A 15241-nucleotide genomic window follows, 5' to 3' on the forward strand; every position below is an offset into this window, starting at 1 on the left:
CCTCCTTAAAAACCGTTTTCTGTCAAAAAATCCATAGTCAGGCCGGTGGCGGAGCGGGGTGATCTCTCCCGGTAATTCAACAGTTTTTCCACATATTTCCCAATGATATCCGCTTCCAGATTCACCACAGCCCCTTCTTTTTTCTTTCCCAGCACCGTGACGGCTGAGGTGTGGGGAATGAGAGACACGGAAAAGTCGATATCCGTCACTTTTGCCACGGTGAGGCTGATCCCGTCAATGGTGATGGAGCCCTTTTCCACCACGTAGCGCAGAACTTCCGGCGGAGAGGCAACCGTATACCAGACTGCGCTTTCATCCCGCCTGAGCCGGGTGATGGTGCCGGTTCCATCTATGTGACCGGATACGATATGTCCGCCAAAGCGCCCCTGCGCAGACATGGCCCGCTCCAGATTTACAAGACTGCCTGTGCCCAGTGTCCCAAGAGAAGACCGGTCTATGGTTTCCGGCATGACGTCTGCGGTAAATCCTCCGGCGTCTACCGAGGCCGCGGTGAGACATACGCCGTTGACCGCCACACTGTCGCCGGTCTTCAGATCCGACAAAATCGTCTCGGCACGGACAGAAAGCACCGCTGAAGTCCTTCCATGCCGGATGGAACGAACGGTTCCGATTTCTTCAACAAGTCCCGTGAACACAATACGCCACCTCACTTTCAATCAAAAAGTCCTCCCCGATGGGGTGGATCACACTGTTTTCCAACCGCCAGCCCCTGCCGGGCTCCGGCACGCCTTGCCCGCCGATCGGGGATCGGGCGGTCAGTCCGCCCAGCAGCTTAGGAGCCAGATATACCTGAACCTTTTGGACCAGCCCTGCCTCCAGCATGGACCAGTTCAGCTCCGCGCCGCCCTCCAGCAAAACGCTGTCGATTTCGGCCTGTCCCAAGCGTTGCATCAGGGCGGACAGGTTGACCCGGCCCTGGACTGCGGGGAGCTGCCAAACCCGACATCCCGCTTCCAGATAGGGCCGCTGCCGCGCCGGATCCGTACAGCAGGTTGCCAGGATGGTTTCAATGCGGCCGGCAGACTTTACCAGCCGGCTGTCCGCCGGGGTCCGCAGATGGGTGTCGCAGACGATGCGAACGGGATCGCGCCCCCCTTCCATACGGCAGTTGAGCATGGGATCATCCGCCAGTACCGTGCCCACACCCACAAGGATACCGCGGAGGCGGTGCCTCTCCTGATGTACCCGGCTGCGGGCATCTTTGCCGGTAATCCACTGAGACTTCCCGGTGTAGGCGGCTATTTTTCCGTCCAGAGTCATGGCGTACTTCATCACCACATAGGGGGTGCCGGTTCGGATAAAGTGGAAAAATACCTGATTCAGGCCGTCACATTCTTCTTTTAGGATCCCGGTTTTCACTTCCACGCCCTTGCTGCGCAGGATCTCCAGACCTTTTCCCGCTGCCAGGGGATTGGGGTCGTCGGAGCCGACATGCACCCGCCTGATCCCCGCCGCCAAAATGGCATCTGTACAGGGGGGTTGACGGCCGTGGTGACAGCACGGCTCCAGCGTGACGTACAGATCTGCGCCGTCGGGCGATTCTGTGCAGCGGGACAGCGCGTGCCGCTCGGCGTGAAGTTCACCGCGGCGAACATGCCACCCCTCGCCGATGATTCGGCCATTTTTCACGATCACGGCACCTACCATCGGATTCGGTGACGTCCAGCCGATGCCCTGTTTCGCCAGCGCAACGCAGCGGCGCATGTATTCCTGTTCCTCCATTGGGATTCCCTCCAAAGAAAAATGCCTTGAACAGAATTGTTCAAGGCATCAAAGTGAGAAAGAAACGGCTATGGGTCTCTGCGTCCCCCTGGCAAAACAAAACTCCGGAATGATACCATTCCAGAGCGACATGGGAGCACAGAAACAACAGTCCCTGCATCTCAATTATCTTCTTTCATCCAGACTATACTGTCGGCTTCGGAATTGCACCGAATCATGCCTTTCGGCTCGTGGGCTTTACCACCGGTGAGGAATCGCACCTCGCCCTGAAGATTTCTATTCATTTTTTTCAAATTATACACGCACTGTGTCAATCTGTCAATCACAATCTTTCTTCACCTGAGGAACCTTCGGCGTTGTTTGGATGCACATGGACAAAACTTTTACGAGAATAAAAGAGCGGTGCGCAATGGGACTGCCGGATAGATATTAAGATAAGTTGCCTGTGCAGATTGCAGGATCCAGGACGAAAAAGAAAAGCCCGAAACTGATGCAGTTTCGGGCTTTTTGAATGCGATAACTGTAAAATCAGCGCTTGGAGAACTGGGGAGCGCGGCGGGCGGCCTTCAGACCGTACTGCTGATTTTCCTTCGATGAATTGCCCTTTGTTTTCAAGGACTATGCACATTTATCTTGATATTTAGCCCTTTGTTTAGCCCTTTTATGAAGAGTTTTCTATGGTGAGACATCCTGCCGCTTCGGGGCAAAGGCACTGTTGATCGTTGCCGCAATATCCTCGGGACGATTATATTTGACCTTTGCGTAGATATCAAGCGTCTCCTTGATATTTTCATGTCCAGCCAGATACTGCACCGTCTTCGGGTCTACATTGGCATAAATCAAATTGGTGATGTAGGTACGGCGCAGCTGGTGTGTCTTGACTTGAAAATCCATGCTGTAGATGACTGTATTGTTATGGGTGGCGCGCTGACCCAAAACAGGGGTGACGGTGCGCTTCAGCTTCTCTCCGTTTTCAAGATAACGGGTATAGGTGCGCGGCTTGGTGGAGCGAACCGTGACGTACTTCCACAGGCGTGCAAATTGCGTGTAGGACAGCGGGCCTCCGTCGATGCTGCTGGCGAAAACATACTCGGAGGTCGATTTCAACTTGACTTCTTTCAGGCACTCGACGAGCTGCGGCGGTATGGGGATATTCCGGCGTGCAGCCTTTGTCTTTAGCTGATCTGATATGACGGGGCGGTTGTGCTCGGTATGCCATGCGCGGCAGACCTTAATCGTTGGCGTCTTCCCGTCAAGATCGATGCTGTCCCATTTCAAAGCAAGTGTTTCCTCCCGGCGCAGGCCGGCATATAGACCAATCATGACAAACGGATAGGGAGGCAGGCCGCGAATCGCATCCAGCAGGATTTTTACCTGCTCGTCTGTCAAAGCTGTCGTTTCCTTCGGTGGTTTTCCACCTTTGGGGTTTAAATCTGCGGCAGGGTTGTCCTGGATGATGCGGTTTTTGACCGCGGCCTCGAAAATCAGCTTGTAGAGCATCTGAACAGATTGATAGACCGACTGCGACAGCTTCGATGCCGGGAGAATGGCCAGATTGATATCATCCGGCGTCACATCTGCCATGAGCTTATCCCCCAGCGGCTTGATAATATGCTGTTTCACCTTGGAGCGGTAATCCGCGAGGGTCGTTGCCCTAATGTTGGCCGTCTTCATTGTCAGCCACTTTTCGCAGTAATCGGCAACCGTTGGATTTTCAAGCCGGAAGGTTGCTTCCGCGATCTGCCGCAGAGCCTCGGCTTTCTTCGCCTCCAGCTCCTCGGGGGATTTCGCACGGAGCGAAACCCGCTTTCCATCCGCATCGACAATTCGCGTTCGGTAATAGGTATAGCCGTTGATTACATCGGTGCTATACTGGGGCGTTTGCTTTTTCGGGCGGCCCATCAGTCAAGCTCTCCCTGTTGACCGCTTTCCAGCATCCGCTTGACCTCCTTATCGAAGTCGGAGGAGATGCGCTGCGTTTTGTTGAACTCGGCATATTCGGTTTCCGCTTTCTTCTTTGCGGCCTGAGCGGAAATGCGCCCCTTGTCCGGAAGTATTTTATATCTGCGAAAGGTCAGAAACTCATTTACGCTGGCGGCAAATTCCTCCATCGTGAAGGTGTTTTCCCGCTCGATCAGGTCTTCGATGTAGTCGAAATAGCCAGTGACGGCGCGCTCCAGCTGACGGATCTGTTTTTCCTCGAGATAGTTTTTCGCGACGGAGACATCTGACTTTAAAATGCGTCCATCCGGCGCGTGCTTCCATGTCATCAGCCCCATGTTGTCTTTGCTCCGGTCAGCGTGGGAGTAGACGATCTCGGCCGCAGTCTGACCGACAATGGCATAGTGAAATTTGTTCTGCACCATGGCGTAGAAATCATGTGTGATCTGGGAATTGCGGTCATAGTCGATGCTGCACTCGGCGAAAATATCTGTGATCTGCTGCCAGATGCGGCGCTCGCTGGCACGGATTGAGCGAACGCGCTCAAGCAGCTCACGGAAGTAATCTTTTCCGAAAGCGGTCTTTCCCTGTTTGAGCCGGTCATCGTCCAGCGCAAAGCCCTTTGTCATGTACTCCTTCAAGACGCCGGTGGCCCAGATACGGAACTGCGTTGCGCGGTGGGAGTTGACGCGATAGCCGACAGAAATAATGGCATCCAGATTATAAAACTGTGTGTCCTTGGTTTGCGTTTTTCCTTCAATCGCACCGTGCGGAGTGGTTGTTGCAAATTTTGCAACAACCACTTCCTCCTGAAGTTCACCCTCCGCAAAGATGTTCTTCAGATGTCGGCTGATGGAGGATTTGTCCACGCCGAACAACTCGCCCATGGCTTTTTGCGTGAGCCAAATGGTTTCGTCCTTGACAACGGCGTTGATTGAAATATCTTCTTCCGCTGTGCGATACACCAAAAATTCAAACTGATTATCCATTTCAACAATCCTCCCTTGTCACGGCTCGGAGGAAATGGTAGAATGATTCCGAGCCGTGTATGAGTGTTTCCCTTGTGCATTGCTTTCCGCCGCTCCAGAGTATCAGTCTGGAGCGGTATTTTCATTTGGAGCTGTCCGGCGTTCCGCCGGCGGCTCTTATTTTTTTCGCTTCTTCAATGTCATCAGGAGCCATACTCGTTCCTGGCATTGCGAGCCTTAGCGTATCTGCATTTTTCTCAACAAATGAGGTAATATAGCGAATTCTGGCGGGGTAATCCTCATCTGGCATCGTTGGGTCAAAGCAGAGTTTTTCCAGATAAGACATATGTTCCTGTTCGGCTGTAGCAATTAGATTGTCAACGTCAGACTGCCCCAGAATTTTCCTATGAGCAGTTTCATCTCTCTTCTTTTTTTGGGAATGCAGGTGCTCATTTATAGCCATTTCTAAAGATTCTGAATTAAACGAAAATGTATCGTCAATGTCCGTTAAAAGGGAAGAAAGAGGGACCTTCAGAGCCGCTGCTATTTTTTGCAACTGTGATATCGATGGTTCAATTGCTCCGGTTTCGTATTTTGATATTACAGCTCTCTTTACTCCAATTGCTGCAGCCAGCTGCGCTTGCGTTAATCCAGCCCTTTTTCTGGCAGAGATTATCCTTTCCATCAACATCACCTCGTCATAATTGTATCCTATTGGGAACCAAAAGGCAATACTTGTTCCAAAAAGTTCTTGACAGGATCGCTAAAATGATGTATCGTGTTCTTAACAGGAACAATTGGAGGTGCAAAATGAAACTTTCTGTTGAAAAACTCGAAATCGAACTTGCGCGCCAGTGCAAAACAATCTCCGATTTGCGCACAGGGGCATCGCCAAAAACAATAACAAAAATTCGCCTTGGGCGTGAGGTAACTCCTCGAACAGCCGGGCGAATCGCCCGTGCGCTCAATGTTGACGTGTCGGAAATTCTGGAGGTGAACAAAGGTGACTGACTTAATTACCCGCCAGCAGCTCGCCGAACAAATTCCGTGTGCGTTGTCGGTCATCGACGAGGCTCGTGCATCAGGGCGGTTGGCTTACATCCAGTTGCGGCCTGGGGGCAAGGTATTCTTCCGGCAGGAGCACATCGACGCATGGCTTGCCCGCTGCACACACCCAGCACGACCGCTGAACGCTGTCGCACCAACTTACCGCAAGCCCAGACAGAAAGGGCGGTGACACAGATGGCGTATTATTGGACCTGCCCTCGCTGCGGCGCTAACCTCGACCCCGGCGAGGTCTGCGAGGACTGCCGCACAACAGAAAGAGACGCCCACCAGCCAGCTAAGCAATGTGAGCGTCCCTATACAAACCGACCGCCGAAGCGGACTGTCAGCCCTATTTTACATAAGACAGGCTGCGCAGTCAACGCCTCCGGCAAATTTTGAGGAGGAAATTTTGATGGAAAAATTAACTTGTGAAAAGACCCGCGCCGCTTACCTGCTGTCTGATGAAATTTTCGGAGCGCTTCGGAGCGTACAGCTTGCGGATCGTCTGCTGAACAGCATGTTGGATTTCCGAATGGATGATGAAGAGGTCGATGCAACCGACCAGTACACCCTACGCGCTACCTTCAAGGAGTTGGTCTGGCGCATGGATATCATGTGCCACTATTTGTGCGAGGCGCGGGGCGATTTGTATTTGCTCGACACTGCCGCACGGAAGTACAAGCCCGAAAAAGCCGCTTTCAAGGCTGCGCCCCCGAAAGTCTGGCCCAAGTCTGACGCTGAAATCCTTGCACGGGTCAAAGAGATCGTTACTGAACTCGACTCTGCCGCACAGCAGCGCGTTCTGGAGATTTTCGGCGAGAAGCTGAATGGAGAGGAGGCGCGGCATGATGAACTATGATCTGCTGGCTTCCAAACGAGGGGGACTGATCTCATGGCAGCAAATAAGCCTGGCGTTATGATTTATTTCGAAACGCTTCAAGCAATAGACGCTCTGTCCCCAGAGGACACCAAGCAAATTATAGGCGCTATTCTTCGATATGCAAGGGATGGAGAAAGCCCTTCGCTCCATGGTGCGCTGGCTGCCTTGTGGTTTTTCATCAAACCGAGTCTCGACAGAGACGGCGCCCGGTATGATGAGATGCGAACACGGGGGTTATGGCTTACATACTGTCGTAAGTGTAAAAAGGAAGGCATTAAACCCCTGCCCCTCGAGGAATGGGCGGCACAACAGACCGTTGACGGTATGTTATCGTGTTGTGAACAGCCTGTTGAACAGCGTGTTAACATAGGGCCACCATCTACAACAACACCATCATCTTCACCATCAACTCCATCTCCATCTCCATCTTCATCTTCATCTTCAGCTTCTATAGAGAGTAAGGAGGGGGGTGGGGAGGAAAAGCCGCCAGCTTCCGATTGGGCAGAGCTCCCGCCTAAACAATCCGGCGCTGCCGCGCCCACTCCCTCTGGGAGCGGCACGAAAAAGAAGTTTGGTGCTTATGGCTGGGTACGGCTTACCACCGATGAATACGCCCGTCTGTTGGACGAGTTTGGAGAAGCGGAGCTTCAGCGCTGCATTGCCTACATAGACGAGTCCGCGCAATCCAGCGGCAACAAGAACAAGTGGAAGGACTGGAATCTGGTCATCCGCAGATGCAGCCGCGACCATTGGGGTATCCGAAATGGCGACGGCAATGGAGAACGGCGCGGCTTTGGCAGGAACGCTATGGACGAGCTGCAACAGCTTCATCAGATGTACGAATCGTGGGAGGTGGAGCAAGATGGGTAAGCGTTTTTGCGGCGTCATCAGCGCTGCCGGATTCCTGCTCCTGATCGGTACCGCCGGAGCCAGCGACCAGGACTTGATCCCACTCAGCCGTATCATCTGGCAGAGCTTGACGGGACTCGCTCTCTTTGCGGGAGCGGGTACCCTCGGCGGTTTCATCGAATGGAGGTAGAGCATGGGGCGAATCAGCAGCATCAACACCGGCTTTTGGACAAGCCCGCAGGTGGTTGATAATTTCACGCCGGAAGAGCGGTATGTCTACCTGTACTGCCTGACCAATCCCCGCACCAATCTCTGCGGGTGCTATGAGGTCAGCATCAAGACCATTGCGTTCGAGACAGGGATGGAGCGGTATGAGGTGAGGGATATTCTGGATCGGTTGCAACACCGCCACGGCGTCATCTGCTACGATGCTGACACACGGGAGCTGTTCATCATCAATTGGCTCCGGAATCACTGGAACAGCTCTCCTCGTTGGCAGAAAAACGCGCTCCGCAGTCTCCGGAAGGTCAAGAGTCGGTGGCTGCGGGTGCTGGCAAGGGCACAGTTCCTCCGAATGCAGGAACTGTGCCGAGCCGACAAAAAGCAGGGACTGTACTCTTCACCGTGGCGCAGACCGTTTAAGCCGTGAAGCGTGTAGTCTTAGAACGACTCTGGCGGTTGAAAGAGGCCATTGCTGCACTTCAAAAGGCTCTATGCATAATTGAGGACAAGGAATCTGTCATTTCGCGTAAAGGGGGCAGCATTTTGTATAGCTTGTCTATCGCCCCCAATAAGGATGCCGTACTCCGAGAGAAAGAGCTCCTGCTGAAAGAACTGTCAGGCAAACAGCGTGAATTTCTCAAGACTCGGATTGAGTTGGAGCGTCAAATTAGCAAGGTAAACGATCAGTATGTGCGACTCGCTTTGAGCCTTCATTATGTGGATCTTCTGACATGGAAGCAAGCTGCTCGCATCATAGGTGGTAACTGTACCGATAGAGCGTTACAGCAACTGATCGCCAGATATATATCGAGCGAGGAAAAGGAGGAGCCGATGGGCCTTGACAGCAGTTGAATTAAACGGATTGCCGTACATTGCGGTCAATATCGACCGCCTCATCCATCTTCTTGAAAACACCACCATTGTTCCTGAGCCGGTTTTACTTGAAACAAATTCCGTTCTCTCGGACACCGAATTTAGTCTGCTATGCGAATCAGAGCTTTCAGAACTCATGGCAGAATATCAACGCATGACAGCCTATATCGAGAGAATCGCCGATTCTTGGACACGAGATCTTTTCCATCAAAGATTTGTCCAGCAGAAATCGTTTCGGGAAATCGGCATTTTGAAAGGGTTGCCCTCCGGCACGATAAAACACGAGGTTTACAGCTATCTCCGCCGACATCCGGAGGACTACATATCCAGCAGAGATCTTGCGGATAAGTGGGGACTGAACATAGATACGATCAACTCCTATTGCCGCAGAGGGCTTTTGCCCGGGGCGTTCAAAGAGGACAATCGACAGCACTGGATGATACCGGAGAAATCTGTTCGCCCGCAGTTTTCCGGGCGGTACTATCACGCGCCTCAAATACCGCTCTCGCACATGGGCACCGCTGAATTAGGGAAAAAGCTCGGCGTATCACCCGGGATGATCTCTAAGCGGTGTAAACGAGGGGACTTTCCTGGAGCATTTAAATACTATCACGGCATCTGGATCATTCCACGCCGCTATGCACAGACGCAAAAACAGCCGTAAAGTGTGAATGACTTTACGACTGTTGCCCGCCAAAACAGTTCTCCTGCCTGCGACTGCCCTTTAAGAATACACCAAGGGGAGGCGGTTTTCAAGTGTCATTGAGCAGGAATGCAGCTGGAACAAGTGATCTCAATCAGAGGATGCTCGTGCTGGTGAGTCAAGCCCAGCAAGGAATAACCGAAAGTATGCCGGCACTCTGGGATTGTGTTGAGCGCCTCTGTGCATGGTATTGCCGCAGGCTCTATCGACATATGCCGGAGCGGTATCTGATCGAGTACAATGATCTGTATAACTGTGGCTATATCGCTCTTTGTGATGCAGTCGCGCATTTCGACCCGACTTCAGAAACGAGATTTTCTTTTTATTACCTGTTCTACCTCACTGCGGCAATCTATCGGGAAAACTCCCTCCCGCGAGGGCGGCGCGGAAAGGACGGCAAGAAATGTCATAACACTGCTATCAGCCAGGGCTGCGTAAGCATAGATGCACCGCTTGACGGTGACGACGAAAAACCACGCACGTTACAAGAGATTTTGTGTGCGCCGTGTAGCGAAGGAGAGGATGCCAGCATTGCAGATGCTATAAATCAAATCTATCTTCATCAGCTGCATGAAGCGCTTGAAGTACTGATTCGACAGCTTCCCAAGGAAGAACAGTTCTTTGTTCGGCGCAAATATTATGACGATGCCAAGCGAAAATGTATTGCGGCGGAATTGGGGATAACGGCTCATCAGGCTATCAGGCTCGAAGAGAATGCTTTGTCGCACCTGCGAGACAAAAATGACACAGTTGGCTTAGAGCAATTCATCGACGCGAGAATCAATTACTATGCAGGGACTGGCCTAACGAGATTTAAAGAGACCGGATCAAACGTAGAGAAGTTGGTGGAAAAGAGGATGGAACTGGAGTCTCGCTATCAAAAGTTACTTGCTAAATTCCAAACTGAAACGATTGCGCATAGCGCACAATGAGGAGGAAACTTTTATGAACATCACAGAAATTTTGACCCAGGCACAGGTGAGCAGCGATGCCGTCACGGATCTGCTCATCGAGCTTGCCCAGCAGAACAAGGAAGTCACCGCCACGGCACAGCATATGTGTGATCTCTATTTTGCCGATGTGCGGCTCCGTGAGAAGGGAATCCAGGATAAGGTCGCTGCACTCGAAAAGCAGATGACAGAACTGGACACTCAAATCCGCGGGATGCAGGCGGCGGTGGTAGATGCGGCTGGGACCGGCGATGCCGATACCTTCGCGCAGGAGCAGGACGAGCTGGCGAAAATCGAAGCGCGCAAAGCTGCCATTTCCACACAAATCAAGATGCTGCGGGCGGCACATGTACGCGGCAGCGAGGAACTCTATCAAGCTGCCTGCGATGCTTACTCGGATCTGGAAAAGGCAAATTCCGCATATGAAAAGGCGCTGGACGAGATCCATCTTGCAACCGAAGAACAAGCCAAGGTATGGGGCAAACTCGAGAAGAAATCGGAATACACCCATTGGTACGCCAATATTGGGCAGTTCAGCTGCAAGGGCGGAGAGGTGCGTGCCTTTGAGCGAGTGCGTGAGCATTATAACGCACAGCCGGAAACATCGAGTCCAAAAAAGGAAGAATCTGCGCCTGTCGTCAATATTGAACGGGCTCGCTATCAAGTGGGAGTACACCCGGACAAGGGACACTTCAACTCTACGCCGGGAGGGAGCGGCCCCCGGTAAGCCCTTCGAGGCGCAGACGGCGCGTGAGAGCGGCGTACTCTCGACAGGTGGTGTCGCTCCCTCCCCCTCTCGGCATCGTCGCGCTGAGGGCGGGGAAATGCGTTGCAACAGGCGACGACGGCAAAAGGTACTGTGACGACCCCCGCCCCACACGCCGCGGGCTCGCCGACCCCAAAAAACGATTAGTTAGTGCGCGAGAAAAGGGTAACTTTAATTGAAATCAAATTGGCGGTTATCCGCCGGAAAGATGAGGTACACAAATGGACAAGATCAAGAACAAGGTCGTTTTGAGCGATACGGAGTTGAATGCGCTGGAGGCCATTCAGCAGGAAGCGGTAGCCGGTAAGCTGTCAGGTTACACCCACACCTTCGATACGCCTTTCACCTTTGAGGGGCGCACCTACGACACGCTGACCTTTGATTTCAGCAAGCTGTCCGGCGATGATGATATCGCCATCGAGAATGAGCTTCAGGCGCTGGGCAAGCCGGTCGTGGTAGCCGAAATGTCCGGCGAGTATCAGATCCGTCTGGCTGCCCGAGCCTGCAAAGAAAGGCTCGGTGTAGATGCGTTCACGGCGATGCCGCTGCGTGATTTTCGAAGGATTCGTAACAGGGCGAGATCTTTCCTTCTCAGCGCCGGTATCTAAACGATAAAAGGCGCTGATCCTTAGGCAGAAAGAAGGGCTGACAAATGAGCGCTTTCAAAGAGTATACTATGATGTTCCAGCTAAACGCCAAACTGGGCGGAAGCTATAGCAAGGCATTTAAGCAGGCTGTGCAAGAGCTTGAATCCATGCAGAAGGAAATCCAAGAACTCTCTAAAATGCAGGCGGATATTTCCGCATTTCAAAAACAGCAGGCCGCCGCGGAAGCGACGCGAAAGCGGCTGGAGATGCTAAGGCAGCAGTATGACAATATTCAGCGGGAGATGGAGGAGACCGGCAACGAGTCCGCCGACATGAAGAACAAGCTGCTGGCAAAGCAGCTTCAGATCGACAAGACCTCCGCTTCGCTGGAAAAGCAGACGGCAAAGCTGAACGAAATGAGCAGTGCGTTAGAGGAGGCGGGCATCAACACCGATGACCTCGCTCACAGCTCTGAACAGCTTGCTGGAGAAATTGACGCTCTCAAGAAAAAGGAAGAGGCTGCTGCAGAAAAAGCAAATACCTTTGGCGTAAGAGCAGAAACCGCATTCAATGCGGTCCATGAGGCCATCGTGGCCGCTGGCGTTGCTGCTGCGCTGAAGGAAATCTATGAATACTTTTCCGATTGTTCTCAGGCATCCATGGACTTTGAGAGTGCCATCACCGGGGTCGCCAAGACCACTGATCTTACGGATTCGGAGTTGGCAACGATGTCGGACTCCATCAAGGCGCTGTCCACGGAGATCCCCGCCACCACAGAGGAGATCGCAGCGGTAGCCGAAGCCGCGGGACAGCTCGGCATCCAAAAGGACGCCCTGCTGGACTTCACCGAGATCATGACCATGCTCGGCACTGCCACCAACATGACAGCTGACGAGGCAGCAACCGCCCTTGCGCGCTTCGCCAACATTACCGGCATGGCAACGGACAATTACGGACGGCTCGGCTCTGTCATCGTTGACCTTGGCAACAACTTCGCCACGACGGAATCCGAGATCGTGGCGATGGGTACGCGTCTGGCGTCGGCGGGTAAGCTGGCCGGACTGACCGAGCCGGAGATCATGGCTCTGGCGGCGGCGATGTCCTCTGTCGGCATCGAAGCCGAGGCGGGCGGTACCGCCATGACCCAGACGCTCAACGCCATTGAAAAGGCCGTTGCAAAGGGTGGGGACGACCTCGCGGAGTTCGCCCGTATCGCAGGTATGTCCTCCGAAGAATTTTCTTCTGCGTGGAAGAACGACGCCATGAGCGCCCTGACTTCCTTCATCGGCGGGCTCGGCAAGCTGGACGAGCAGGGCGAGAGCACCGTCCTCGTACTGGAAGACCTGGGCCTGACCGGCATCCGGCAGAGTAATATGCTCAAAGCCCTGGGTCTTGCCGCAGACCAGATGACCGGCGCGGTGAACACTGCAAATACCGCCTGGCAGCAGAATACCGCCCTTACCAACGAGGCCAACAAGCGATACGCCACCGTACAGAGCCGCTTGACCATGATGCAGAATGCCTACAACAATCTCAAAGTGGCGATTGGAGATGCCTATACACCGGCACTTGGGAAATCGTATGAGCTGGGGGCGAAAGTGCTCAACAGCTTTACCGAATTTGTCCAGAAGAATCCAGCTCTGGTCAATGCGGTCACAGCATTTGCAGGCTCCATCGGTCTTGTGGCTACGGCGCTTGCGGGATACACCATCGCCATCAAAATAGCCCGGGCAGCAACGGCGGCTTTTGCCACTGTATCTACAGTCGCACTGGGACCGATCTTCGCAGTCACCGCAGCTGTGGCTGGCGCGGTCGCTGTAGTTGCGGCGATGGCAACAGCATTTTCGAGTGATGCCGTTCCCTCGGTAAAAGAGCTGACGGAGGCAACTCGGGATATGCGGGAAGCGATGGATGCGGCAAAGTCCGCATACAGCGATACCGTTACCTCCACCATGGCCGCTGCAGGCGTCGCAGACACCTACATCGGCAAGCTGGAGGAGATGGAGGCGGCGGGGCTCAATACCGACGAGCAGCACAGGCAGTACCACAACACCCTGGCTCTGCTCTGCCAGGTGGTACCGGAGCTGGCCGATTATATCGACCTCGAAACCGACACCATCAATGGTGGCACCGAAGCGCTCCGCGCCAACACCGAGGCGTGGAAGCAGAATGCCATGCAGCAGGCCTATCAGGATCAGCTCACCGAGCTGTACTCCCAGTATTCCGCCGTGCTGATCGAGGCAGAAGAAAACAGCATCGGACTCACCAAGGCGCAGTACAGTCTGGAGGCCGCCCAGCAGAAGCTGTCTGATACTTACGCGCAGATGGATGCGTTATGGGCAGACGCGCAGAAGCAGGCGGATGCCTATTACGACCAGTACGGCTATTACACCGATGCGACCGCTTTTCTCTCGCAGGAATACTACGACCTGCAAAACTCCATCTACGACACCAACAACGAGATATGGGCGGCTGAGAAGTCCATCAAAAATTACAACAAGGCGATGGAAGAGGACGCAGACGCCGTTTCCGATGCTGAGGCGGAGATCGCCCTCGCGGAAGAGGCGGTCAAGAATCTGACCGCCTCCATGAACGAAGGCGCTGGCGCGTCCGAAGAGGCTGCTGCACAGGTCAGCGAGTTCCAGGCTGCCATCTCCGGCGTGCAGGAAAAGATCAACGCCCTTGTGGAGTCCTACAACGAGGCGTACAGCGCGGCATACGAAAGCATATCCGGACAGTATCAGCTTTGGGACGAGGCCGCAAAGGTCGTTGCAACCAGCGCGGGCAGCATCAATTCCGCACTGGAGAGCCAGATCACCTACTGGCAGGACTACAACGCCAACCTGCAATCCCTGACTGACCGTAGCGCCGACATTGAGGGGCTGAGCGACATGATCGCCTCCTTTGCTGACGGTAGCTCCGACAGCGTGAACGCGATCGCCGGCATGGCAGGCGCCACCGACGAGCAGCTGGCCACGATGGTAGCCAACTGGAAGACTCTGCAGCAGGAGCAGCAGAACGCGGCGGGGAGCGTAGCCGACCTCAAGACCGACTTCACGGCCGCCATGGACGAGCTGCAGACGGCGCTTGCTGAGGACATTGAAGCGATGGACCTTGGCGACGAGGCCAAGGCAAGCGCGCAGGCCACCATTCAGGGATTTATCGACGGAGCTGTCGGTATGCTGCCCCAGGTGACCGCTGCCTACAACCGCGTCGCCGCCGCAGCCAGAGCCGCACTGTCCGCGTCCGGTACCGGAACGGCCGGCAGCATTCCCGGCTACGCAGTTGGTACGCAGTCCGCCGCACCCGGCTTTGCCCTCGTCGGCGAAAACGGCCCGGAGCTGGTCTACTTCAACGGCGGCGAGCAGGTCATGACCGCCGAGGAGACCGCCGCTATGCGCGAGAGCATGGAGATTCAGGCCATCACCTTCGCCCCGCAGCTGCTGGAGGCTATGCATGCTATTCAGGGAGACGGTGCGCTATCGGCCAGTCTGCCCGGACAATCCAGCGAACTGCCGCCCATCATTATCGAAAACACTTTTCATGTCGAAGGAAATCCGACACCGGAAACGATAGCGGCTTTGGCAGATTACGGAGACAGTCTGAAAGAAGTAGTAAGAGAAGCCATCGCGGAAATCGAAGAAGATGTGTCGAGAACGATGTACAGATAAACGGTCATCACAACGCAGGATGAACTCGTGGGAATGTACTT

The 15241-nt window shown here is 54.0% G+C and carries 16 protein-coding genes and 1 riboswitch; of the genes, 11 read left to right on the forward strand and 5 right to left on the reverse strand.

Features of this window, described 5'->3' with window-relative positions:
• Positions 1 to 5: 5 nt before the first annotated feature.
• The 5 genes from ACQRD3_RS05800 to ACQRD3_RS05820 form a co-directional block, all read right to left on the reverse strand.
• The gene (locus ACQRD3_RS05800) at positions 6 to 656 is read right to left on the reverse strand and encodes a riboflavin synthase (protein WP_080906182.1); all 651 of its coding nucleotides are present in this window, start codon (positions 654 to 656) and stop codon (positions 6 to 8) included.
• Positions 637 to 1743 (reverse strand): bifunctional diaminohydroxyphosphoribosylaminopyrimidine deaminase/5-amino-6-(5-phosphoribosylamino)uracil reductase RibD, encoded by a 1107-nt coding sequence (gene ribD / locus ACQRD3_RS05805; protein WP_427780355.1) that lies wholly within the window; start codon positions 1741 to 1743, stop codon positions 637 to 639. Before ribD ends, ACQRD3_RS05800 begins: the two co-directional genes overlap by 20 nt.
• 163 nt (positions 1744 to 1906) lie before the next feature.
• Positions 1907 to 2021: riboswitch (FMN riboswitch) on the reverse strand.
• A gap of 397 nt (positions 2022 to 2418) precedes the next feature.
• Positions 2419 to 3645: a tyrosine-type recombinase/integrase gene (locus ACQRD3_RS05810; protein WP_427780357.1), complete on the reverse strand. Its 1227-nt coding sequence runs from the start codon at positions 3643 to 3645 to the stop codon at positions 2419 to 2421.
• A complete protein-coding gene (locus tag ACQRD3_RS05815) occupies positions 3645 to 4673 on the reverse strand; it encodes a virulence RhuM family protein (RefSeq protein WP_427780359.1) in 1029 nt (342 codons plus the stop codon). The genes ACQRD3_RS05810 and ACQRD3_RS05815 overlap by 1 nt, the downstream gene beginning before the upstream one ends.
• A gap of 121 nt (positions 4674 to 4794) precedes the next feature.
• Entirely contained in the window at positions 4795 to 5337 is a 543-nt protein-coding gene (locus tag ACQRD3_RS05820; protein WP_427780361.1) for a helix-turn-helix domain-containing protein, read from the reverse strand.
• 125 nt (positions 5338 to 5462) lie between these two features.
• On the opposite strand from ACQRD3_RS05820, the gene ACQRD3_RS05825 reads away from it, so the two are divergent.
• The 11 genes from ACQRD3_RS05825 to ACQRD3_RS05875 all read left to right on the forward strand — a co-directional run bounded on the left by ACQRD3_RS05825 (position 5463) and on the right by ACQRD3_RS05875 (position 15200).
• Positions 5463 to 5663 (forward strand): helix-turn-helix domain-containing protein, encoded by a 201-nt coding sequence (locus ACQRD3_RS05825; protein ID WP_427780362.1) that lies wholly within the window; start codon positions 5463 to 5465, stop codon positions 5661 to 5663.
• A 448-nt stretch (positions 5664 to 6111) separates the two neighbouring features.
• The gene (locus ACQRD3_RS05830) at positions 6112 to 6558 is read left to right on the forward strand and encodes a hypothetical protein (protein ID WP_427780364.1); all 447 of its coding nucleotides are present in this window, start codon (positions 6112 to 6114) and stop codon (positions 6556 to 6558) included.
• A 33-nt stretch (positions 6559 to 6591) separates the two neighbouring features.
• Positions 6592 to 7449 (forward strand): DUF6291 domain-containing protein, encoded by an 858-nt coding sequence (locus ACQRD3_RS05835; RefSeq protein ID WP_427780365.1) that lies wholly within the window; start codon positions 6592 to 6594, stop codon positions 7447 to 7449.
• Positions 7442 to 7618 (forward strand): hypothetical protein, encoded by a 177-nt coding sequence (locus ACQRD3_RS05840; protein WP_427780367.1) that lies wholly within the window; start codon positions 7442 to 7444, stop codon positions 7616 to 7618. Before ACQRD3_RS05835 ends, ACQRD3_RS05840 begins: the two co-directional genes overlap by 8 nt.
• 3 nt (positions 7619 to 7621) lie before the next feature.
• Positions 7622 to 8077, forward strand: coding sequence for a hypothetical protein (locus ACQRD3_RS05845; RefSeq protein WP_427780369.1), 456 nt, complete (start codon positions 7622 to 7624; stop codon positions 8075 to 8077).
• 29 nt (positions 8078 to 8106) lie between these two features.
• Entirely contained in the window at positions 8107 to 8502 is a 396-nt protein-coding gene (locus ACQRD3_RS05850; RefSeq protein WP_427780371.1) for a hypothetical protein, read from the forward strand.
• Positions 8489 to 9187 (forward strand): hypothetical protein, encoded by a 699-nt coding sequence (locus ACQRD3_RS05855; RefSeq protein ID WP_427780372.1) that lies wholly within the window; start codon positions 8489 to 8491, stop codon positions 9185 to 9187. Before ACQRD3_RS05850 ends, ACQRD3_RS05855 begins: the two co-directional genes overlap by 14 nt.
• A gap of 140 nt (positions 9188 to 9327) precedes the next feature.
• Positions 9328 to 10158 carry a hypothetical protein gene (locus tag ACQRD3_RS05860; protein ID WP_427780374.1) on the forward strand — a complete coding sequence of 277 codons (831 nt, stop codon included), beginning with the start codon at positions 9328 to 9330 and terminating at the stop codon, positions 10156 to 10158.
• 13 nt (positions 10159 to 10171) lie between these two features.
• Complete coding sequence (locus tag ACQRD3_RS05865) at positions 10172 to 10903, forward strand: hypothetical protein (protein WP_427780375.1); 732 nt, start codon at positions 10172 to 10174, stop codon at positions 10901 to 10903.
• A gap of 260 nt (positions 10904 to 11163) precedes the next feature.
• On the forward strand, positions 11164 to 11550 hold the full coding sequence (locus ACQRD3_RS05870) for a phage tail assembly protein (protein WP_331904382.1): 387 nt from the start codon (positions 11164 to 11166) through the stop codon (positions 11548 to 11550).
• Between the two features lie 44 nt (positions 11551 to 11594).
• Positions 11595 to 15200: a phage tail tape measure protein gene (locus ACQRD3_RS05875; protein ID WP_427780377.1), complete on the forward strand. Its 3606-nt coding sequence runs from the start codon at positions 11595 to 11597 to the stop codon at positions 15198 to 15200.
• Positions 15201 to 15241: the final 41 nt, after the last annotated feature.

It is taken from the genome of Candidatus Pseudoscillospira sp. SGI.172, from assembly GCF_050313575.1.
Lineage (GTDB): Bacteria > Bacillota > Clostridia > Oscillospirales > Oscillospiraceae > Vermiculatibacterium.